Consider the following 20,270-nt stretch of genomic DNA (forward strand, 5'->3'; position numbering starts at 1 on the left):
AGATGAGGTTGTTATATTTACCTGTATTGAGTAAATTAGCTGCCAAAAAGAGACACAGAGCAAGTTTAGATTTTTAATTCTTTTTGAAAAAAGCCGGATACCAGGAGCTGAAACTATTAGAAATAGCAGGAGTTAAAATTATCAGAAATCCCTCTGCTGAACCTGAATTTGTGCTTCTGTCCGGGCATAAGTTAAAGTATTCAAGTTCTTAGATTTTGGACTTTGATTAAAAAATAAGTCTTCCAGCAGAGGTTTTCGTAGCAGATCAATTGTCAACCAGTTTGCCGAGGAAATAACCGGGCTTTGCAGCAACGATTTCCACATCAACATATTGACCGGGTTTCAGGTTCGAGCCTCTTATCACGACAGGACGGTAGGAATCCGTGCGGGTGAGAACATCTCCTGTTTGCGTATATTTAGAAACAAAAACCCGGCCTTTCCAGCCTACCATAGCCTGCTTTGATTCAAGTTTAATCTGTTCACAGATTTTGTGTAAATCGTGAGAACGCTTGACTGAAATCCGGGAATCGAGGTTCCTGAAGGAAAAAGCTTTCGTGTGCGGGCGAGGAGAATATCTTGAAATATTGACCTTTTCAGGGCGGTATTTCTGTATCCATTCGACAGTCTCCCTGAAGTCTTCATCAGTTTCATCGCAAAAGCCAACGATTATGTCGGTGAAAAGAGAAAGGTCTTCGAAACGGTTACGGAATTTTTTTATGATAGTATCCACTGTGTCCATTTTATACGAGCGGTTCATTCTTTTCAGGACTGAGTGGGAAGCAGACTGAATAGGGAGATGAAGGAGCTTGAAAACTTTGTCTGATTCAAAAGCATCTACAAGATCATCGAGAATAGGAAAGACAGTGAAGGGATTCATCATACCTATTCTCACTTTAAAGTCTCCCGGAATTTCCGAGATCATGCGCAGGAGTTCCGGAAGTCTGACACCTGTATCCATTCCGTACTGGCTGTCGTCCTGGGAAGTAAGCCAGATCTCCTTGCATCCATCTGCAACAGCTGCACGAATGTCTTCCACAATCTCATCCGGCGGAAAAGAGTGCAATTTGCCTCTTGCATGTTTTACAATGCAGTAAGAGCAGGCAAAATTGCATCCCTGGGAGATCTGGCAGATATGAATATTCGGATTGTAACGCTCGCGAGGAACATTGAGAAAACCCAGGGGCTCGGAAGTTCTGAGCTCAAGGCGTGTTCCTCCTGACAGACCTTCCTTTTTTCTCTGCTCAAGTGAGGAAAGAAGCTCACCAAGCCGGGAAATCGCATTTACTCCCAGGATATGGGCTTCGGGATTTGCGTGGAGAATATCTTCAAGCTGCACTTCGGGCATGCATCCAGAAACGATTACCTGCACGCCTCGTTCACCCATCCTGCGGAGCTTGTAGAGTATCTTTTGTTCTGTGGTGTATTTTACTGTACAGGAGTTACAGATGTAGACCTCTGCCTGGTCGGCAGTGCCCGGACTCAGTAGCTCATGCCCGAGCCTTTCAATGCTTGCCTTCATGATCTCGGCTGATGCCTGGCTTGCCGAGCAGCCAAAACTTTCAAGATAGACCTTCATATTCTGACTCTAATACCGTGTTTTTTTAATTATGTTCTCTTAAATCCGTGTTTTAAAAAAGGATGAAAAAGGAAAGAATAAAGGATTTACAGACGGAGAGGAGTGGCCCGCTTATCCTTTATATAGATGCTGTCTGTAAACCTGACAGCTCCGGATGAACCCATGGAAATTGTATGCAATCTTGCATCTCCGCCACCAAACAGATTAACTTCACGCAGAAAATGGCCTGGAGTTACAGCAGTTGCTGAAAAGATAACGTCATTCCCGGGTACAAGCTTATTTGTGTCAAGCACATCATTGAAGTTTTCAAGGGTAATTCCCATTTTCTCAAGCCTGGGCATCTTTTCCTCGATTTCCTCATCGATCTTACTCTGAGACTTTCCATTTGCAACCGAGGGAAGCACAAGCCTTGCCAGAATCTTTCCGCCAAGGATCTTGATTGCAGCTGCTGTAAGTACAGCTTCGCCTGAGCCGCCTGCACCCATTACCACATGAATGCCTGACCCACGGATTGCAGTCGAAACCCCTGGCATAAGGTCTCCATCACTGACTAGCTTTACACGGGCTCCAGCTTCCCGAATCTCGGTTATTTTCTGAGCATGCCTTGGCCGGTCAAGAATTACAACAACGAGTTCTTCGACACTTCTATCAAGGGCTTTTGCGACAATCTCCAGGTTATGTCTGACAGGAGCATCCAGATCAATTCTTTCACCGGGATGTTCTTCTTCATATCGCACCACATCCGGTCCGACAACAATTTTATCCATGTAAATGTCAGGCCCGTGGAAAATTCCCCCCCTTTCCGCCATTGCCATGACTGAAACAGAGCCAGGGACGCCATCTGCGGTAAGGTTCGTTCCTTCAAGAGGATCGACAGCAATATCGACCTCCAGGTTTCCCTTTCCCGTGCCTACCTGCTCCCCTATATAAAGCATGGGAGCTTCATCCCTTTCTCCTTCCCCTATCTTGATTATGCCTTTCATATCAAGCTTATTCAGCATCCTCCTCATAGCAGCGACTGCTACCTGATCAGCAAAATGTTTGTTCCCGCGTCCCATCTGGTAGGCTGCGGCAATGGCAGCAGCTTCGGTCACCTGAATAAGCCTGGGCAATAACTCACACTCAATTGGTCCCGCACGATCAATTATTCTTTCTACGGTCTTCGGATACGATATGGCAATCAACTCCCATTTTCTGCTTGATATAATCTGCTTCCTGATAACGGAAAGAAATTCCGCTATCATATTCTGGATGTTTATGTGATCTCTTAATTCAATACTATATTAAAGAATCTATTGGACAAACCGGAGTCAGGTATTTATCTCCCAAAGCGGGAAAACTCCTTCCAGGGGCAATCCGGCTTACCGGATTGGACAGGTGGGAGATAAGAGCGTCAACTTCCCCACAATTCGAAGATAATGAGTTCGTACAATTTCGTATAGTTACAAAGCGTATATAACACTTATGAAGGAGGAAGATGACACCGTATTTACCCTGATAGAGAAGAGAAATGAGAAATCGGATATTGTAGGCGTAGCCTGAGATAGATTTTTACTTTACAAAATCTGCCAGTGCTACTCTTTCAATAACAAGTTCAGGAATATGTTCTTCCCCTGAGGCTTCTATTTCGGCGTTACTTATGCCAAACTGGGAAAGAATTTTCTCCTTTTTGGAATTCGAATAAGCAAGCAACTCGGAACAGGGTTTTTCGAGAATCAGTTTTCGGAGTGCAGAGAGGGCGAGGACCAGATTATCCATTTTTCCAAGCAGTACGAATACGGCATTATTTTCCCCTTTATGCAGCCCTATCGAAAAACTCCTCTCAATCTGCCTTTCCCCGGATGCGTACCGCATAATCTCGATTCCGGGATCTTTAGCTATGTTTCTGCCCGCGGCAATCGCTTTAAGAGCCTTTCCCAGTGCATAATGAAGGTGCCTCTCACCTGCAATCAGATCTGCATTTAAACCCTGGATAATGACATCATTTTCGGAAGCTATCGAATTTATTGTTTTTAGAAAGTCAGAAAGCTTAGGGATACTTACAGTCCCACAGATTACCTGGATTTCTCTTTGCATTTCCATAGTCCTGCCATAGCGCTGCCTTTACGATAAGGGTTTCGGTTGTGGAAAATTAGTGAGTCTATTTCAGGCACTCTAAGCTTGAATGTCAGGTTACAAGCAGAATGAAAAGATGATGTATACTCTAATCCATTGCTATATTGAACAAATAGCTACTTTTTCTAGTTGTCAGTGGAATGTGAGAAAGAAGTATAGAAAAATAATATTATTAAAGATATATTAACAAAAACTTGACTAAATAATTTTACCTTTCAGTTAATATTGGTTACTTATTTATATTTCTCTAATTATTATATTCCTTAAATTATAAAATCATGGTAGTATTTGAGACCACTTTCATCGGCAATATTCATCTGCATATAAAATGAAGATCGAAAAAGTTACCAATACTTATACCCTTCCAGAAATGAATCTGGATGGTTAACTAGAAAAAACAAAACTTATTTGATGCATCTACCGATTGGAAGTGAATTAAAAATCAACAGCCTTCAAATTGTATCAAACTAAATAATAATTGGGAGTGTAGACAAATGGGAAAACAAATATCTGGCAGAACTAAGAAGATACTGAGTATTTCTATCCTAGTTTTGCTTGTAATGTCAATGATGGTCGCGGCAGTGAGCGCACAACCTACAAGGGGGCGAGATGGCGATCGAGATGGTGATCAAGATCGCTGGAGAGATGGCGGTCGGAATTGCAGGTGGGTCTGTGATGACTGGGATCGACAGCGGTTCTGTAAAGACTGGGGCGGCTGGGGCAGAAATCGGTTCTGTAAAGACTGGGATTGGAGATGTTTTGGGCGAAGATAAGAACTGTTCAGGAATGAAGAATAAACATAAAGAAAGAGGTAGTAAGAGACAGAGCACAATTCATGCTCTTGTTCCTCAGTCACATTGCGTAAGTCCTAGAAACGTTTGCATCTAAAAAACTAAATTAAATACTTGGCATAGGAACTTACCCTCTAAATTCTCTATTTTTCTATTAATTAACTGTCTGGTTTACTATATTCAATGTTTTTTTCGTTCCTTTTGGCTCGCATTCTTCAATCACCTTGACAAATGCCTATCTGTCAGATTCTCTTTGTCGGACTAGAAAATTACCTTGCATGCTTCCAGATATCCGGGTCTAATTCAAGAGCTCATGCATAGAACACGAGGTTAAAGACAAAAAACAGACGGCAAGCAGTTCAATAAGCGGATTAGTCCTAAAGCTTTAATGTTAAACATAAGCAAAGTAAACATAAGCAAAGTTTAGAGTATAGAAGAAACAAGGAAAAATAATGAGACAAACGAATAAATTAAAGAATTAAATAAAAGAAAAGCCGAGAATCCTCAAATAGGGCCCTTAATTACCAAACATTTGAGAACAACCTCAACCACAGTTAACCAGAGCACTACCACTGAAAAAAGAATCAAGAGGTTGAGGATGATCTGGCTGAGTTTTGCCCGAACTGCCGCCAGTTCGTACATCCTTATTCCCATATATAAATAAGAATGGGCGGTATATAATCGTTTTTAAAATATATACACATATCAACATTTATGCTGGAGTTTATATTTCTGCTGCCGGAATTTATTGTCAGTGCTCTCCTGCCACCCCCTTTTGCTCATCCTCCTCAATTACTTTGACAAAATGCCTGTCTGAGAGATCTTCTTTTCCAGACCAGAAGATCGCCTTATGATATTTCCAGGCATTCGGATCAAACTCAATTATTCCTACATGGATAATAAGCTCAAGGACAAACCAGTAGGCTGCAAGCAAGTGTAAAAAGCGGAGCAGTGCCAGACCGTTTACATTAATCAGGGATGCAAAATACCAAGCTACAGAGAGTATCCATTCTGAGATTGGAATTCCAAACGGAGCCCAGGTAAGACTATAAAGTACAATCCCAGTGACTGCCACCAGAAAAATTGCCAGGCTTTCAAAAACCAGCAAAATCTTCATTGCAGGATGAAGTTTCGTGATATAACGTTCACTACGCTCGTCATAAATTGTATAAGCCGGATACCTGCCTTTTCCAAAGAAATTTTTGATTGTATCGATAAGGCGCTCTGCATCGTCTCTCCCAAATATGTAAGACTCTTTGAAATGTCCTATACGGTCCCTGATGCTGCATTTTTCTCCTTTGCAGGAAAATATGTTATAAGGAACCAGAAGCCAGTTTGCAACCAGGAAAAAAGGAACAGCGATCATATGCCATGTTCTGGCTGCCTCAAAGGACATGAAATCCCAGCCCGCATAAATTTTAAATCCTGTAATAAGCAGGACAAACATGGAAATAAGGTGCACTAGATGAGTAACCCTCTCAAGCCAGGTATAGCGCTCAACAACCTTTCTTCTGGAAGCAGGTCTTTCGGCTGATCGTACCATGTTCCAACCTCCTTTAAACTACCCTGATAATGCGATTCGGATTCTTTCCGGTTATATCAATTGTATGAATTGCGCAGGCAAGGCAAGGATCATAGGAACGAGCTGTATGCAGGATTCCCAGTGGATTTGCATAATCCACTCCAAGGGCATTTTCGGCAGCCGAAATCTTTGTCCCTATAAGAGCCTGCTCAACAGGACCTGGAATCCCCTGCCCATTCCGCGGAGCAAGGTTCCAGGTGCTTGGAACTACAGCCTGGTACAGGGTTGTCATGGAATTCGAATCTGTAGCTACCCAGTGCCCAAGGGCACCGCGCGGGGCTTCCCACAGTCCCATTCCTTCGGAATCCCTTGCCATAGAAAGCTCTGTGTGTACTGCAACCTTTCCGCCTGCTTCAAGATCCTGACTGAGCCATTTCAACAGTTCGGGAATCACTACCAGAATCTCCTGCATTCTTGCAAGCATACGAGTATAGTTGTTTGCAGGAGAGTAGCCGTTTTCCTGGAAAGTTCTTGCAAGACCCGTAACAAGAGGTTCTCCCATAATCAGAAGTCGGGCAAGCGGACCTACTTCACAGGGAATACCGCCATAATTAGGAGCCTTTACCCAGGAGTAACGGCTTTCCGAACCTCTGGTATAATCGATTTCATCAGGATTATCCTCAGGGATTGTAACCCCATTCCAGGGAGGACGGTCTGCCACTTCATCGATATAGAACGCATGAGTGATATTTTCTGAAATCTTCCTGTGATCAAATTTTTCAAGTTGCAAATTCCCGTTCATATAACCTGATGGAATAACTTTGTCTTCCGCGGGGCTTGTCGGATCGTAACCGTCCCCGTTTTCAGGCTTGAAAAAAACTCCGTAAGAAAGGAAACCGATTGTGTTAGGATCCTTATAGCCCCCTGAACGGTCAAGTTTCAGGCTAACTGGCAAGCCGAGCATAGTCTCTCCAATCAGTTCCGAACCGAAAGCTGCAAAAAGCGGAACATCTCCCCAGCCTGAAGCATGTGAAAAGTCATTGTTGTTAAGAGAATTGTCAAGAAGCTCCTGCAGGCGCTCAATAACAAAATTCACAGCACTTTCCGGGGAAGAAGCCCTGTAAGTATTCTCAATCCAGGTTTCCGGAGGTACCCCAAGTGTAAAGTTCTCAACAAATCTTGCAGTCTGTGAAACATACGAGATAAGTTTCTGAATATCTGCAACCGTTGGAGAGTAAACTACCCCTCCGACATGCTGCAGCACGGGATGAGGCATTTTGCCTGCAATAAGAGCAATACCTTCGTGAAGGCGGCGGAACTCCCTGAGGGCAGCAACATAGGAAGAACCGGCAGGATAACGGGTACCTCCCTCCTGATTTACAAGAGGCATAAAACGTCCGGATAACTCTCCCCATACAGCATTTCCAAGATCTCCATGTTGTGTGAGGATATCTCGGTAAGCGGGATTTGCAAGATCCGGACCCCAGAGCACATAAATATGAGCCGCATGACTGGCTATAAAATTCATTGCTTGATGAACATTCCGCATAACAAGGGCATTTTTGGGAACCTGGTCTGCAACCCCGAAAAGATCATCCAGAGCATTTGCTGCAGTTATACTGTGACAAACCGGACAGACCCCGCAGATTCTCATGGTAAAGAGAGCTGCATCCCTGGGATCATGGTGTTGAAGAGCCCTCTCAAAACCCCTGAAAACCAGACCATTGCTCTGAGCGTCAGTAATCACGCCGTCCTCACTGACCTCAGTATTAATCCTGTAATGCCCTTCAATTCTTGAGAGCGGATCTACGGTTACCTCTACCATTATTTTTCACCTCCTGTCCTCTCTAATGCACTTTCTTCAGTGGTGCCTTCCTTTTCCTCTGGCTTTCTCAAAACTGTCCTTCTTAAGGCATGGGCACCCGCAGCAATAAGCCCCCCTGCTATTGCTACTCCTGCTATGGTATCGAGGTTAGTATTGACGATTCCGGCGTCTTCGATTTCCACATAGAAAGGCCTGGTACTATCCGGAAAACCCGGCTGTACGCAGCCTATGCATGGAGAGCCAGCCTGCGGACAGAAATTGACATGGCCGTTCCAGTGGCGTAAGGCACAGTCTGCGTGAGAGTAAGGTCCCTTGCATCCAAGTTTCCAGAGACATTTTGGTCCGCCTACTGTAGTTTCAAATTCTCCACGGTCATAAAACCCACGCCGAGGGCAGTTATCATGCACTGTGTGGTCTGGGGGGTAGAAAACCTTGGGACGATACCACCTATCCAGTACTTCAGGTAAATCGTCAGGCACCCTGATTTTCCCAAGGGCGATTGCGCCTATGGTTAAAAATACCCAGTCTGGGTGGGCAGGGCATCCGTTAATATTGACAACGGGCGTATCTATCCCTAACAGGTCTACAATTCCTTTTGACGGGTCTTCCAGAGTAAAAGCAACTCCACGATGATCCATGAGATCACTGATCTCACTTTCAGCGGCATTTACTCCGCTGTTGGTTGCACACTGCCCGATTGCAACAATTACTGAGGCGTTTCTCGCAGCTCTTTCGAAAACATCCTTGTAGATCTTTCCTCCGAGAACCATGTATTTCCCGGAACCATGAGGTCCGTTTGCGATTGCACCTTCTGCAATAAGCACATAGCCTCTTTCGTTTTCCAGAATTTCTTCCAGCAGGACTTCAGAATTCAGATCACTCGTATTTGCAAGTTGTCCATCTACGAAAATTCCCTGCTGCATCATCAGCACTTCATGATAAAGCAGGTTGAGATTAAAAAGCTGGAGAAATTCCAGTATGTCCGGATTCTCTCCATCCAGCATTGAGATGCTGCATCCCGAGTCCATTACCCCATGAAGCCAAAGTACTTTGGTTTCAGGCAGCCCATTAAAGGCTTTGGCGATATCGCTTTTATAGGTTTGAAGAAATAGCGAAGCTCCCAGCGCCCCTACCGCCTTTATAAATGTCCGTCGATCCATTTTTATAAAATCGAGATTTTTAAACTCTTCAAGTAAACCTTCATTATTCACTCCACTTCCCCCCATGTCGCAAATAATTTTATATAAGATATATAAAAAAAGGAATCCAATATATTAAAGACTATCACATCTTCAGAACTCACTCCACAAGTAATTTTTTTATATCGCAGCCAGGGCATTGTTCAGGGCAAGTTCAAAAATAGAAAGGCAAAGTTTGAACGAAAACCTCTCTTTATCAAGTTTCTATAAAATCCTCTAAAAGGGAAATCTGTTCTGAGAAATTTCAAACATATCCGGATAAAGCAAAGATGTCCTCCAAAATGGTTTTTAATACATTTAATTTATAAAAATAATCGAGGTACACTTAAAATAAATATAGCTTTTCTAAAAAACTTATATATTTTAATATCACTATTTATTTATTGAAATTTTAAGGTTAGTAACATTTAGTATTAATGCTGCATCTTTAAGGGAATAAAGTTTGTAGCAAAGTTGGGGGGATAGAATATGACTATTGGGGATGGTCACGACTTAAGATCGCCGAGATTTGCAGGCGATGAGGTTCTGGAGGCTTGTTATGACAACGAAAGAGTTCTCCAGAGAGGGGATAGCGGTTCAGCAGTAAGAAAAGTTCAGGAGGCTCTTATATTCCTGGGTATTCCTGTTCCCGAAACTGGAGCCAGCGGGAATTTTGATGAAGAAACCGAACTGGCAGTCAGAAGCTACCAAGAAGCACGCGGACTAAGGGTTGACGGTATTGTGGGACCAGAGACTATAGGAAGTCTGGATGAAGAGTTTGTCACAGGCACATCTGAGACTTTATTATCAACCGAGCCAAAGGTATCGGATGTACCGACTCCTTTGTTCCCGGAATCTCCGGTTCGGACACCAAGGGCGTCTCCAGTTGGACCAGCAAGGGCACCTGAAGTCCCACCAGTAGAGGCGCCCAAAGTTCCTCGAGTATCGGCGCCTGAGGTTAAAATACCTCAAGCTCCTGAAGTACCGGTAGCTGAACCTCCACTGATGGCAACGCAGGCAGTTCCGATCGATCAACCCCAGGTTCATGTAACTAAACCGATTACTCCACCTATGACCCAACTACCCCATACAGTTGATAGTCAGGGGCGCAAATTCCATAGTGCAGGAACCTGGAGAGGGAGCAACTATTCTTTTGAAGCTGAAGCCGGCAAATCAATACGCCTTGAGTTGAGAAACCTCAAGACCACTGAATCAAACATCCGGGTAAAAACGAATACAGGGGAGATCAGAGAGTCTGTACTTCTACCTGACACCCTCGTGAATTTAGAATTTTCTGCAGTAAGTGAACCCATTATATGGAGATTTTACTTTGAAGCAGACAAGAAGGATTCTTTAATCGAGTGGAAGCTTTACAGCAACTGGATACCGGGAGAATCCAAATAATCCGTAGAGGGGGAAGAGAGTGCATTAACCCTGAAGGGGATTAAAAATTTGCATATTCCCTTCAGGCAGATTCTTAAAATAGCCGTTATATCCAGTAAAATTTTAAATTTAGCCTATTTGCATGCAGAGGTTCAGAACTGGCTCGTTTTGCTTGCTCAACGCACTCTTTAAGAGCCATATTCATTCTGTTAAAGCTTTGTTCAGTATTATAAAGCAGAAAACCTGAACAAAACCTGAATCAAAATAAGGTAACAAAAACAGAATTAAAGCGAGGAATAGACTTCTTCTTTGATAAGCAGTATGGATTTATCCACGCCATTAAGCACATCGGGACTTATTTCCTGTGTAAACTCAGAAGCGGGAGAACCGATCTCAATTCCAATAACTACGACTTCCGGAAGCGATTGGACCTGTTCTCCTATTTTCAATACATCAGTAATTGTAAGGTCATGTATGGAAACCAGAGGATGAAGCTCGGTACCTCCTTCCAGTAAGTCCTTTCCTTCTATACGATGAACTGTACCAGGAGGGTTGTCTGCCAGAATCGCATCCACTATAATGACTTTCCTGGCACCTTCGAGCAGGTTTAAAAGATCAAGCCCGCAGACACCTGCATCCACGATATCAAGGTCTTTGAGGTCTTTAAGTTCGGTTCTGTGAAGGGCCTCAATTACTTTGAGACCAACACCGTCATTTCCCATTAGTGGGCTTCCGCATCCTAGGATGCGGACTGGAGCATGTAATATAGGCATATTCTCACTTAATTAAAAGGTGTACAGGTTTTTCGAATATGCCTATATTACCTTTTCCAGTTAAGGTTTTTCTTTAGCAATTTTCAGTGTTTTGAGTGTTCCTTGGCATCAAACTTTGAATATTTCTCTACGAACTCGGAGTAGTGAGTATCTGAGAAATCTTCTTTTCCTGACCAGAAGATAGCTTTATAGTACTTCCAGACATGAGGGTCAAACTCCAGAATACCCACATGCACTACCAGTTCAAAGATAAACCAGTAAGTCATTGCCAGGTGGAGTATTCTATAGAATTGGATAGCAGTCAAATCGAAGAGAGGCGCAATTAAATTTCCGACTGAAAGAATCCATGACCCTATTGGCAGCCCGAAGACTGACCAGTCAAGCTTGTACAGTACAACGCCTGAAACCGCAATCAGGAAGAGTGCTGTACCTTCAAGTACAATCAGGATCTTCATTACGGGATGAAGTTTGGTCTCGTAGTGACCTTTTTCTTCATCGTAGATGGAATATGCAGGATACCTGCCCTTCCTGAAGAAGTTTTTAATTATACCACCCAGGCGCATTGCATCCTTGGGACCAAAAATATAGTGATCCGTAAAATGCGAGATCTTTCCGAATAACCCGTGACCTTCGGAAAATATGTTGTAGGGGATAAGGATCCAGTTCACTGCAAGCAGGAACGGAACCATTATCATGTGAAGGGCACGAGCACTACTGAAACTCATAAAGTCCCATCCCGTATAGATCTTTAACCCGGTAATGATGAGCACTATCATCGCAATAGCATGGACAGTATGGGCTATCCTGTCAGTTATTGTATAGCGCTCAACAACCAGCGACCGGTTGTTGTTAGATTTCATTGTGAGTCATCTCCTTGTATATACTTAAAGTATTCTTAGAGTATTTGGAGCATGCTTCCCGGTCAGGTCAATGGTGTGGACTGCACACGAGATGCAAGGATCATAGGATCTGCCCATATGGTAGATACCAATTGGGTTGGTATAATCGAGATTTCCGACGGGGTTGATTTTTGAGCCAATGAGGGCTTGTTCAAGCGGACCAGGAATGCCTTTGCTGTCTCTTGGGGACATTAACCAGGTACCCGGAACTATACACTGATAGTTAGTGACCTTTCCATCGCTGCCAGCAGAGACCCAGTGACCGAGAGCTCCGCGAGGTGCTTCCCATAAGCCCATTCCCTGGTTATTCTTGGCTGCATTAAGGTCTATAGGCACGGAGATCTTTCCTCCTGGCTCATAGTCAACTGTCACCCAATTAAGCAGTTCATACGCGAGAATTGCTGTTTCCTGCATACGAGCCAGCACTCTGGTGAAAACATTAGCTGCAGAGTAGCCATTCTCAGCGAAGGTCAAAGCCAAACCGGTTACAAGCGGCTCTTTTATATTCAGCATGCGCGCAAGAGGTCCAACTTCACCTGGAATTCCGTCGTATCTCGGAGCCTTATCCCAGCTGTACTGGCTATCCGAGCCTCCTGTGAAGACAATTTTATCGGGATCTGTAAACGGAACGGTTTCGCCTTTTGTTGGTGGGAGGTCGTTACTACTATTGCTGTAGAAGGAGTGAGCAGTACTCTCCGTAATCTTGTCCGGATCAAATTTCAGATATTCGAGATTACCTGTTACCACACCTGAGGTGAAAATACGGTCTCCTGCCGGGCTCCTCGGGTCGTATCCGTCTTTGGGCTTATAATATCCACCATATGAAACAAAGCAGATCTTTGAGGGATCCTTGTACCCACCGATTGTATCAAGTTTAAGGCTTGCTGGAAGACCAAGAAGTTTTTCTCCTACAAGTTCTGAACCAAAAGCTGCGAAAAATTCCACGTCTCCCCAACCTGCCTCTTTGGAGAAATCATTGGATGTGGTTGATTTGTCAACAAGACTCTGGAGGTGTTCAGTGACAAAGCTTACTGCTTTCTGAGGAGAGCTTGCCTTATAGGTATTTTCAATCCAGGTATTGAAATCAACTTTCAGAGTATGCTTGGATACGAAGTCCATGACTTCCAGATAGTAGGTAGAAAGTTTGGTTATATCTGCGACAGTAGCCGGGTAGGTATATCCACCTGGATAAAGGGATGCAGCACCGGGCATTCTACCGGCAATAAGTGCAATAGCCTCCTGAAGACGCTTCTTCTCAGGAATTGCTGCCAGATATGAACTTCCCGCAGGTACAGCCACGCCATCCATCTTGTAGCTAATTGGGGCAAACCTTCCAACCATTTCTTTCCAGACTGCATTTCCGGTGTCTCCCAGAGTTGTAAGAACATCTCTATATGCTGGGTTTGCGAGGTCAGGACCGAAGAGGACATATATATGAGTTGCATGGCTTGCAACCATGTTCAGACCCTGGAGTATGTTCCTCATTACAAGAGCATCTTTTGGAACGTGTTCAGCGACGCCATAAAGGTCGTCAAGGGCGTTAGTGGCTGCCATTCCATGTGAAATTGGACAGACACCACAAATTCTCTGGGTAAGAAAAGCTGCGTCTCTTGGGTCGTGTTTCTGCAAAATGCGCTCAAAACCTCTGAATATGAGGGAAGATGACTGGGCATCAGTTATGACACCATTAGCATCTACTTCAGCAGATATGCGCTGGTGTCCTTCAATTCTGGTTAAGGGATCGACTGTAACGTTTACCATTTTTCACTCACTCTCCTTTCATTCTCCTTACAGCATGCACACCTGCAACAACTGCGGCTCCTACTACTGCACCTTTAGCTATTGTATCAATGTTTGTTCCGGCAATTCCCACATCTTCACGCTCAACATACAACGGCCTTGCAATGTCTGGCCATCCAGGTTCTACACAGGCAATACAGGGGCCGCCTGCCTGGGTACACATGCTTACTGAGCCATTCCATCTGCGAATTCCGCAGTCTGCGTGAGAATAAGGAGCCTTACAGCCTAATTTCCACAGGCACTTTTCTCCTCCTACTTCTACATCGAATTCTCCACGGTCATAGTACCCGCGGCGTGGGCAGTTTTCATGCACTGTGTGGTCTGGGGGATAGAAGACTTTCGGCCTACCGAACTCATCCACAACTTTTGGAATATCATCAAGTTTAATTTTTCCAAGGATTACCGCTCCCAGGGTAAGAAGAATCCAGTCGGGATGAGCAGGGCAACCAGGAATGTTAATTACTGGTTTATCAATTCCAAGCTCCTGAAGCATACCTTTGTTTTTGTCGGTCTTTGCGAAAGCAACTCCTCTATAGTCTGTGTCCTTGGCAACATCGCTATCTGCAGAGGTGATTCCTCCCCAGCAGGCACAGGCTCCGACTGCAATGACAGCAATTGCGTTCTTTGCAGCCTCTCCAAGGGTTTCCTTGAAAGTCTTGTTTCCAATAACAAGGTAACGTCCTGAGCCATTTGGACCATTCGGGATTGAGCCTTCAACGACCAGGAAATAATTGCCTTCTTTATAAGTCTCTTCGAGAAGAAGCTCAGAGTTAAGCTCGGGGGTGTTTACAAGCTTACCATCATTCCAGATTCCCTGCTGTGCGCAAATAGTCTCATGGAAAACAAGATTGACATTGAGCTTTTGTAATGCCTGTAGAATGTCAGGATTGCCTGCATTTAAGAGCGATTCTGAACAGCCAGTGCATTCTGAACCATGCAACCAGACAAGCTTGGTTTCTGCGAGTTCAAGCGCCTTCACAATGTCAGCCTTATAGGTGCCCAGGAATGCAGATGCTCCCATTAAGCCTACTGCTTTCATGAAAGTACGGCGGTCCATTTTTAAGAAATCCACACTGTCCAGTGTACGGACAAGATTTTTCATTCCAGTACTCATCTCTACCACATCTTGATTTTACCCAAATTATACCTACGAAGAAAATTTGAATAATTATCCATCGTAATTATATAAATATATACATAAATTTACAGTTAATGTTTTCAATGAGGGAATAGTATTTAAGGTTTTTTACACGATACGATAATTATATTAATTGGTTGCATTGCAGGCTTATAATTCAGCGAAAAGTATAATGAAATTTCTAAATAAATAAGACATATAATGTACAATAATCAACAATATAGTACAAATAAGTGGAATTAAATCATTTTGAAGAAGAAAAGAGATTCAAAAGAATAAACTTAATTGCAAAAGTTAAAAGTTGCCAATGAGATAGTAATTCATACCTAGAAATTTGCCTGTATTATGACAAAACGCATAAAAACAGAGTAAAGTGCAGAAAGATTTTAAAAGGCAAAGGAATAGTCATTCTATTTGCAGGGAATGTTTAATACCCTGAATTATCTCATTCGGGACAGAGGTGCCGCTGCACGAATTCATAGAATCTCTGCTGATCTCGTTTTAAATCTAAGGAAACCTGAACAATTCTATCCCTGAAAAAAGAGGTAAAGATTTAATTTTAGATTTCCTAGAAATTTTCTCGTTATTATAACCTTTAGTGCTCTAAAAAAGGTTTTTAAGGAAAAACTAAGATTAAAAAGTGCTAAAAAAAGTTTATTGCACTGCATGAAGCTAAAGAAGAAATAATACTCAAGTTCGAATTATTCATACAATTTAAAACCTATGGAATTCATGCTCAAATAAAATAATTTTAGTACTTTACTCAAAAATCTTCTAAAACAAGTTCAATAGTAGGGGGAAGACATCTTTAAATTATGCACGTGAAGTGAAAAAGCAAAAAGAATATAATATAGAACCATAGAATTTTAAAAAACAATTTTCGATAATATACATATTTAAAACGTAGAATTCAGCTCCTGTTTGCGAAACCTCCGTTCTTCTATTTGCGGCAAGTGGAAAAAGGAAAAACCTGTGGTTAAAAGCAGCACTATAGAAGTAAAAAAGGAGAAGGGGATGCGGGCTATTTAACCAGTTAAGGAAGTAAACTGGATAGGTTTTTTGCCCGGTTAAAACCTGTAAATATATATACTATACAAATATATATCTCTTGTAAAATAATTCTTATAAATACTGATACAGGAATTTATATCATTCTGATACAGGAAATTATATCATGAAAAAAATAATTACAATAAATTAATATAATTTTGAAAGAAAATATTTCGAGGTAACATGTGTATAGCTATTCCTGGAAAAATAGTTTCTGTCGTAGATGAAAGCACTGCAACTGTCGATATGGGCGGAGTTCGCAGAAACGTAAATATGGATTTGCTGGGAGGTGCCAGTGAGTCCGTAATCGGAAAGCATGTCCTTGTCCATGTGGGATATGCAATTGCGGAAATCTCCGAAGAAGAAAGTGAAGAAACAATGCGCCTTCTCAAACAGATTGCAGGGCTTGAAGAAATTGACACCTTAGAAAGTGAATCCCCCTGAAAAACGGATGCTGATAATAATGGAAAACGGGAATTCTTCTTCAAAGCCAGACATTCCTGAGTTTGAGAAAAAGCTACTGGAGAGAATCAGGAGCTCAAAAATACCGCTCCGCATAATGCATGTCTGTGGAACGCATGAGAGAACCATAGCAAAATACGGGTTAAGGAGTGTCCTTCCAGATAATATCGAGGTAATAAGCGGTCCCGGATGTCCTGTCTGTGTTACTCCTGAAGAGGATATAAATATCGCAATCGCCCTTGCGAAAAGCGGAGCAACTGTTATCACCTTCGGAGATATGATGCGAGTTCCCGGTTCGGCTGAAAGCTTGCTGGATGCAAAGTCTGAAGGGGCAGATGTGAGGATGGTTTATAGCATTGACGATGCAGTTGCCCTTGCAGAAAAAAAGCCAGAACTTGAGGTAGTCTTTTTTGGAATAGGCTTTGAGACCACAGTTCCTGCAAATGCGGCTGCCCTCTTAAGAGAGACTCCTGAGAATTTCAGCCTTCTTACCTCCCAGAAGAAAACTCCTCCTGCAATCGAACTCCTTGCCAGGGATGCAAATGTTGATGCATTTATAGCTCCAGGGCATGTGGCGACCATAATAGGCACAAAACCTTTTGAGCCGCTCGCAGAAAAGGGTTTTCCTGTCGTTGTTAGTGGATTTGAGGTAGGAGACATCCTCCTTGGTATAAGCCTGCTGCAGGCGCAGATAGAGGAGGGCATCTCAAGAGTAGACAACGGTTACCCCAGAGCTGTGAAACCTGAAGGAAACCAGATTGCCCTGAAAATGATGGAAAAGGTATTCGAAACTTCAGATTCGGAGTGGCGAGGTATAGGAAAAATTGCAAATTCAGGGCTTGTGTTAAGGAAAGAGTTTGAGGAAAAAGACGCAGCAAAGAAGCACGAAGACCTGTATGCATCTGCTCTTGAGGAAGTCCGAAAGAAAGTTGGGAAAAAAGATAAGAAACGCTGTATCTGTGCAGCTATCCTTACAGGAAAAGCAAAGCCCTCTCAATGTCCGAACTTCGGGAAGAACTGCTCCCCGAAAAATCCAGCAGGTCCATGTATGGTCAGCCAGGAAGGCATGTGCTACAACTGGTTCAGATACTCCAGAGAAGGAGGCGGCAAGCTTGCATGAATTTTCTATAGCTTATGAGATTTTTGATCAGGTAATCAATACTGCCAATGCCCACGGAGCAACGGAAGTTAAGAAATTAATTCTCCAAATGGGAAGGTTGAGCCATACAAATCCCGAACAGCTCAGTTTCTGTTTCAATGTTCTTGCAGAGGGAAGCATTGCAGAAAATGCGGATTTTGTTGTAGAAATGGTGTCACCTACCCTTGAGTGCGAGTGCGGGTATGAGGGAGAGATAGACGAAAAACAGATACGGGAGAGCAGTGCACTTAGAAGCGAACTTCTTGCTTATGTGGCAGCTATGGAGTGCCCTATCTGTGGAAAACAGGCAAATATTAAAGGCGGCAGAGAACTGATAATCAAAAGTATCGAAATCGAAACCGAAGAAGATCGAACCGCAGAGTAATAATAAGTAATTCCCCCAAGTGATGTTTATGTTAATGCATGTAATCCATATGGGACATGATGTCTACAAAGCAAATGATAAAGTTGCTGAAAAAAACAGAAAGAAACTTGACAAGCATAAGGTTTTTTCAGTAAATGTTATGGGAGCTATCGGCTCAGGAAAGACCACTCTTATTGAAGAGGCAATCAGTCATCTCAAAGAAAAGTATAGAATAGCTGTGATTGCAGGGGACGTAATAGCAGAGATGGATTCCTCCCGTTTCAGGAAACTTGATGTTCCCACTATCCCCGTAAATACCGGAAAAGAATGCCACCTGGATGCAAAACTGGTGGAAAAAGCCCTGGATGAAATCGACCTCGATAACACAGATCTCCTGCTAATTGAGAACGTAGGCAACCTGATCTGCCCCGTGGACTTCAAACTGGGGGAGCACCTGAGGGTTGTAGTTGTGAGCGTGACCGAGGGAGATGACATTATCCTCAAGCACCCAATGATTTTTAAGACCGCAGAGCTTGCGATCATAAATAAAGTTGACATTGCCCATGCGGTTGATGTCGATGCCGAGAAAATGCGAGAAGACATCCTTTCCTTGAACCCGAGTGTGCCAGTTCTCCTAACCTCGAAGCATGACTGGGAAAGCCTGGAAACCTGGATTGACTTTATTGAGCATGGGGTTAAAGAAACTCTGAAGAAATAAAACCTGTTAAAAGGAATATAAGAAAGCAGAAGCGGTCAAGGAAAAATTAAAACAGAAGCCAGGTTAAGGGATTAAGATAAACCCATGAATATAAAGAAGTTAAATCGGATTGAGAAGACCCAGAGGAGTTAAAAGGAGACCCATATGAAATCCAATACTATTTCTCTTGAACACGGTGCAGGCGGAGAGGTCATGCAGGCACTTATAGGAGAAATAATTCTTAAAAATTTTCACAATAAAAGTGCAGGCTCGATAGGGCTTGAATCTCTTGATGACGGCTCCACCATCAGGCTTGAGGGTCTAAACTCGGAATACGAACTCGTACTGACCACTGACAGCCACGTGATAACGCCTGCCTTTTTCCCGAATACTAATATAGGAAGGCTTGCAGTTGCAGGCACTATCAATGACCTCACTGTTATGGGAGCAAAGCCGCTTGCTCTTACCTGTGCGGTCGTAGTCCCTGAAGGTTTTCCACTCACTGAATTTGAGGAAATAATCAAGACAATGGACGAAACGGCTGCAGAAGCCGGAGTGCCCATAATAACAGGTGATACGAAAACCGTGGAGAAAACCGCACTTGATTCAATTATCCTGAACACAGCAGGGCTAGGGATTACAGATAGCCCGGTCAGGGACTCAGGGCTTCAGGTGGGAGATAAAATCCTGGTCACAGGCACTATTGGCGACCATGGTATCTCGCTTATGGCTCACAGGGAAGGTTTTGATTTTGATACTGACCTTGTCTCGGACTCAGCCCCACTCTGGAGGCTAATAGAACCTCTCCTTAAACTCAGAACCCCTGACGGGAAACCTGTCATTACAGCAATGAAAGACCCGACACGCGGAGGGCTTGCAAACGCCCTGAACGAGATGGCAAAAAAGTCAGGAACAGGGATTCTTATTGAAGAAGACTGGATTCCTTTCAAGCCAGCCGTTTCTGCAGCCTGTGAGATGCTGGGCCTTGATCCCCTTGAGGTTGCAAACGAAGGAAAGGCAGTCATCGGAGTAAGATCCGGTTTTGAAGAAGAAGTGCTTTCAATCTTAAGGCAGCACCCATACGGCAGGGACGCGGCTGTTATAGGAGAAGTTACTCCAGACAATAAAGGAGAGGTAATCCTGAGAAACCGCTTTGGCGGTATGCGTTATGTCGATATACCTGCTGGAGACCCAATTCCGAGAGTGTGCTAAGGTCATCTTCAGGTCATAAGGAACTTTATAAAGACCTGCTTTGAAAATCCGATCTTATGCAATGAACGGATAATTCTGCTTTCATGCACTTGAGTAGATTTACTTTTTCATTTATTTACTCTAATTCTTCTTTTTAATTGCGTTAATAATTTGATTTTCCAATTTTTAATTATTTTGATTTTTTAATTAAACTATTTTTTAATTATTCTAATTTTTTGTTCATTTTATCATTTTTCTGTTATTTTGATTTCTTACGCTCATTCAAATTTTCATAATTTTCTATAGATTATCTTTAAACAAGCTATATGGATTAAGAATCCATTAAATCTGCATTTATCTGGCTTATT

General features: G+C 43.0%; 18 protein-coding genes. 7 read left to right on the forward strand and 11 right to left on the reverse strand.

The annotated features are described in order from the left end of the window. Window positions 1-265: 265 nt before the first annotated feature. From MSTHT_RS05840 to cgi121, 3 genes are all read right to left on the reverse strand, one after another. Window positions 266-1,576: a tRNA (N(6)-L-threonylcarbamoyladenosine(37)-C(2))-methylthiotransferase gene (locus MSTHT_RS05840; protein ID WP_048166972.1), complete on the reverse strand. Its 1,311-nt coding sequence runs from the start codon at window positions 1,574-1,576 to the stop codon at window positions 266-268. Between the two features lie 86 nt (window positions 1,577-1,662). Further along, window positions 1,663-2,751 (reverse strand): class II fructose-bisphosphatase, encoded by a 1,089-nt coding sequence (gene glpX, locus MSTHT_RS05845; protein ID WP_048168416.1) that lies wholly within the window; start codon window positions 2,749-2,751, stop codon window positions 1,663-1,665. Between the two features lie 376 nt (window positions 2,752-3,127). Beyond that, entirely contained in the window at window positions 3,128-3,658 is a 531-nt protein-coding gene (cgi121, locus tag MSTHT_RS05850) for a KEOPS complex subunit Cgi121 (RefSeq protein WP_374756213.1), read from the reverse strand. A 642-nt stretch (window positions 3,659-4,300) separates the two neighbouring features. Between cgi121 and MSTHT_RS05855 the strand changes: the two genes are divergently transcribed. Then, window positions 4,301-4,579: a hypothetical protein gene (locus MSTHT_RS05855; RefSeq protein WP_048166974.1), complete on the forward strand. Its 279-nt coding sequence runs from the start codon at window positions 4,301-4,303 to the stop codon at window positions 4,577-4,579. Window positions 4,580-4,986: 407 nt separating this feature from the next. Here the strand turns inward: MSTHT_RS05855 and MSTHT_RS14475 are convergent, their stop codons facing one another. The 4 genes from MSTHT_RS14475 to MSTHT_RS05870 form a co-directional block, all read right to left on the reverse strand. Next, window positions 4,987-5,136 (reverse strand): hypothetical protein, encoded by a 150-nt coding sequence (locus MSTHT_RS14475; protein ID WP_156149727.1) that lies wholly within the window; start codon window positions 5,134-5,136, stop codon window positions 4,987-4,989. A gap of 97 nt (window positions 5,137-5,233) precedes the next feature. Beyond that, on the reverse strand, window positions 5,234-6,025 hold the full coding sequence (locus MSTHT_RS05860; protein ID WP_048166975.1) for a cytochrome b/b6 domain-containing protein: 792 nt from the start codon (window positions 6,023-6,025) through the stop codon (window positions 5,234-5,236). Between the two features lie 13 nt (window positions 6,026-6,038). Beyond that, on the reverse strand, window positions 6,039-7,829 hold the full coding sequence (locus tag MSTHT_RS05865) for a nickel-dependent hydrogenase large subunit (protein ID WP_048166976.1): 1,791 nt from the start codon (window positions 7,827-7,829) through the stop codon (window positions 6,039-6,041). Then, on the reverse strand, window positions 7,829-9,055 hold the full coding sequence (locus tag MSTHT_RS05870) for a hydrogenase small subunit (RefSeq protein ID WP_048166977.1): 1,227 nt from the start codon (window positions 9,053-9,055) through the stop codon (window positions 7,829-7,831). Before MSTHT_RS05870 ends, MSTHT_RS05865 begins: the two co-directional genes overlap by 1 nt. 441 nt (window positions 9,056-9,496) lie before the next feature. Here MSTHT_RS05870 and MSTHT_RS05875 point away from each other — a divergent pair, with 441 nt between their 5' ends. Further along, a complete protein-coding gene (locus tag MSTHT_RS05875; protein ID WP_048166978.1) occupies window positions 9,497-10,411 on the forward strand; it encodes a peptidoglycan-binding domain-containing protein in 915 nt (304 codons plus the stop codon). A 263-nt stretch (window positions 10,412-10,674) separates the two neighbouring features. Here MSTHT_RS05875 and MSTHT_RS05880 read toward each other — a convergent pair whose 3' ends face one another. From MSTHT_RS05880 to MSTHT_RS05895, 4 genes are all read right to left on the reverse strand, one after another. Continuing rightward, window positions 10,675-11,163, reverse strand: a complete 489-nt coding sequence (locus MSTHT_RS05880; RefSeq protein ID WP_048166979.1) for a hydrogenase maturation protease — start codon at window positions 11,161-11,163, stop codon at window positions 10,675-10,677. Between the two features lie 83 nt (window positions 11,164-11,246). After that, window positions 11,247-12,023: a cytochrome b gene (locus tag MSTHT_RS05885; RefSeq protein WP_048166980.1), complete on the reverse strand. Its 777-nt coding sequence runs from the start codon at window positions 12,021-12,023 to the stop codon at window positions 11,247-11,249. 24 nt (window positions 12,024-12,047) lie between these two features. Then, window positions 12,048-13,823, reverse strand: coding sequence for a nickel-dependent hydrogenase large subunit (locus tag MSTHT_RS05890; RefSeq protein WP_048166981.1), 1,776 nt, complete (start codon window positions 13,821-13,823; stop codon window positions 12,048-12,050). A gap of 7 nt (window positions 13,824-13,830) precedes the next feature. Beyond that, window positions 13,831-14,976, reverse strand: coding sequence for a hydrogenase small subunit (locus tag MSTHT_RS05895; protein ID WP_231588215.1), 1,146 nt, complete (start codon window positions 14,974-14,976; stop codon window positions 13,831-13,833). 1,257 nt (window positions 14,977-16,233) lie between these two features. Here MSTHT_RS05895 and MSTHT_RS05900 point away from each other — a divergent pair. From MSTHT_RS05900 to hypE, 5 genes are all read left to right on the forward strand, one after another. After that, window positions 16,234-16,494 (forward strand): HypC/HybG/HupF family hydrogenase formation chaperone, encoded by a 261-nt coding sequence (locus MSTHT_RS05900; RefSeq protein ID WP_048166983.1) that lies wholly within the window; start codon window positions 16,234-16,236, stop codon window positions 16,492-16,494. Between the two features lie 19 nt (window positions 16,495-16,513). After that, the gene (gene hypD, locus MSTHT_RS05905) at window positions 16,514-17,632 is read left to right on the forward strand and encodes a hydrogenase formation protein HypD (protein ID WP_048168417.1); all 1,119 of its coding nucleotides are present in this window, start codon (window positions 16,514-16,516) and stop codon (window positions 17,630-17,632) included. Then, on the forward strand, window positions 17,625-18,035 hold the full coding sequence (hypA, locus tag MSTHT_RS05910) for a hydrogenase maturation nickel metallochaperone HypA (RefSeq protein ID WP_048166984.1): 411 nt from the start codon (window positions 17,625-17,627) through the stop codon (window positions 18,033-18,035). The genes hypD and hypA overlap by 8 nt, the downstream gene beginning before the upstream one ends. A gap of 34 nt (window positions 18,036-18,069) precedes the next feature. Then, the gene (gene hypB / locus MSTHT_RS05915; RefSeq protein WP_048166985.1) at window positions 18,070-18,732 is read left to right on the forward strand and encodes a hydrogenase nickel incorporation protein HypB; all 663 of its coding nucleotides are present in this window, start codon (window positions 18,070-18,072) and stop codon (window positions 18,730-18,732) included. A gap of 144 nt (window positions 18,733-18,876) precedes the next feature. Continuing rightward, window positions 18,877-19,923 carry a hydrogenase expression/formation protein HypE gene (gene hypE / locus MSTHT_RS05920; protein WP_048166986.1) on the forward strand — a complete coding sequence of 349 codons (1,047 nt, stop codon included), beginning with the start codon at window positions 18,877-18,879 and terminating at the stop codon, window positions 19,921-19,923. Window positions 19,924-20,270 lie beyond the last annotated feature (347 nt).

Origin of the sequence: Methanosarcina thermophila TM-1, assembly GCF_000969885.1 — an archaeon.
In the GTDB taxonomy this organism is placed as follows: domain Archaea; phylum Halobacteriota; class Methanosarcinia; order Methanosarcinales; family Methanosarcinaceae; genus Methanosarcina; species Methanosarcina thermophila.

What these genes read in the sequence shown, in the direction of transcription:
- hypD (WP_048168417.1), top strand. Translation starts at nt 16,514, where the DNA reads ATGGAAAACGGGAATTCTTCTTCAAAGCCAGACATTCCTGAGTTTGAG.
- MSTHT_RS05865 (WP_048166976.1), bottom strand. Translation starts at nt 7,829, where the DNA reads ATGGTAGAGGTAACCGTAGATCCGCTCTCAAGAATTGAAGGGCATTAC.
- MSTHT_RS05900 (WP_048166983.1), top strand. Translation starts at nt 16,234, where the DNA reads ATGTGTATAGCTATTCCTGGAAAAATAGTTTCTGTCGTAGATGAAAGC.
- MSTHT_RS05880 (WP_048166979.1), bottom strand. Translation starts at nt 11,163, where the DNA reads ATGCCTATATTACATGCTCCAGTCCGCATCCTAGGATGCGGAAGCCCA.
- MSTHT_RS05870 (WP_048166977.1), bottom strand. Translation starts at nt 9,055, where the DNA reads ATGGGGGGAAGTGGAGTGAATAATGAAGGTTTACTTGAAGAGTTTAAA.
- hypE (WP_048166986.1), top strand. Translation starts at nt 18,877, where the DNA reads ATGAAATCCAATACTATTTCTCTTGAACACGGTGCAGGCGGAGAGGTC.
- MSTHT_RS05875 (WP_048166978.1), top strand. Translation starts at nt 9,497, where the DNA reads ATGACTATTGGGGATGGTCACGACTTAAGATCGCCGAGATTTGCAGGC.
- MSTHT_RS05860 (WP_048166975.1), bottom strand. Translation starts at nt 6,025, where the DNA reads ATGGTACGATCAGCCGAAAGACCTGCTTCCAGAAGAAAGGTTGTTGAG.
- MSTHT_RS05840 (WP_048166972.1), bottom strand. Translation starts at nt 1,576, where the DNA reads ATGAAGGTCTATCTTGAAAGTTTTGGCTGCTCGGCAAGCCAGGCATCA.
- hypB (WP_048166985.1), top strand. Translation starts at nt 18,070, where the DNA reads ATGCATGTAATCCATATGGGACATGATGTCTACAAAGCAAATGATAAA.
- MSTHT_RS05855 (WP_048166974.1), top strand. Translation starts at nt 4,301, where the DNA reads ATGGCGATCGAGATGGTGATCAAGATCGCTGGAGAGATGGCGGTCGGA.
- cgi121 (WP_374756213.1), bottom strand. Translation starts at nt 3,658, where the DNA reads ATGGAAATGCAAAGAGAAATCCAGGTAATCTGTGGGACTGTAAGTATC.
- MSTHT_RS05895 (WP_231588215.1), bottom strand. Translation starts at nt 14,976, where the DNA reads ATGAGTACTGGAATGAAAAATCTTGTCCGTACACTGGACAGTGTGGAT.
- MSTHT_RS05890 (WP_048166981.1), bottom strand. Translation starts at nt 13,823, where the DNA reads ATGGTAAACGTTACAGTCGATCCCTTAACCAGAATTGAAGGACACCAG.
- MSTHT_RS14475 (WP_156149727.1), bottom strand. Translation starts at nt 5,136, where the DNA reads ATGGGAATAAGGATGTACGAACTGGCGGCAGTTCGGGCAAAACTCAGC.
- MSTHT_RS05885 (WP_048166980.1), bottom strand. Translation starts at nt 12,023, where the DNA reads ATGAAATCTAACAACAACCGGTCGCTGGTTGTTGAGCGCTATACAATA.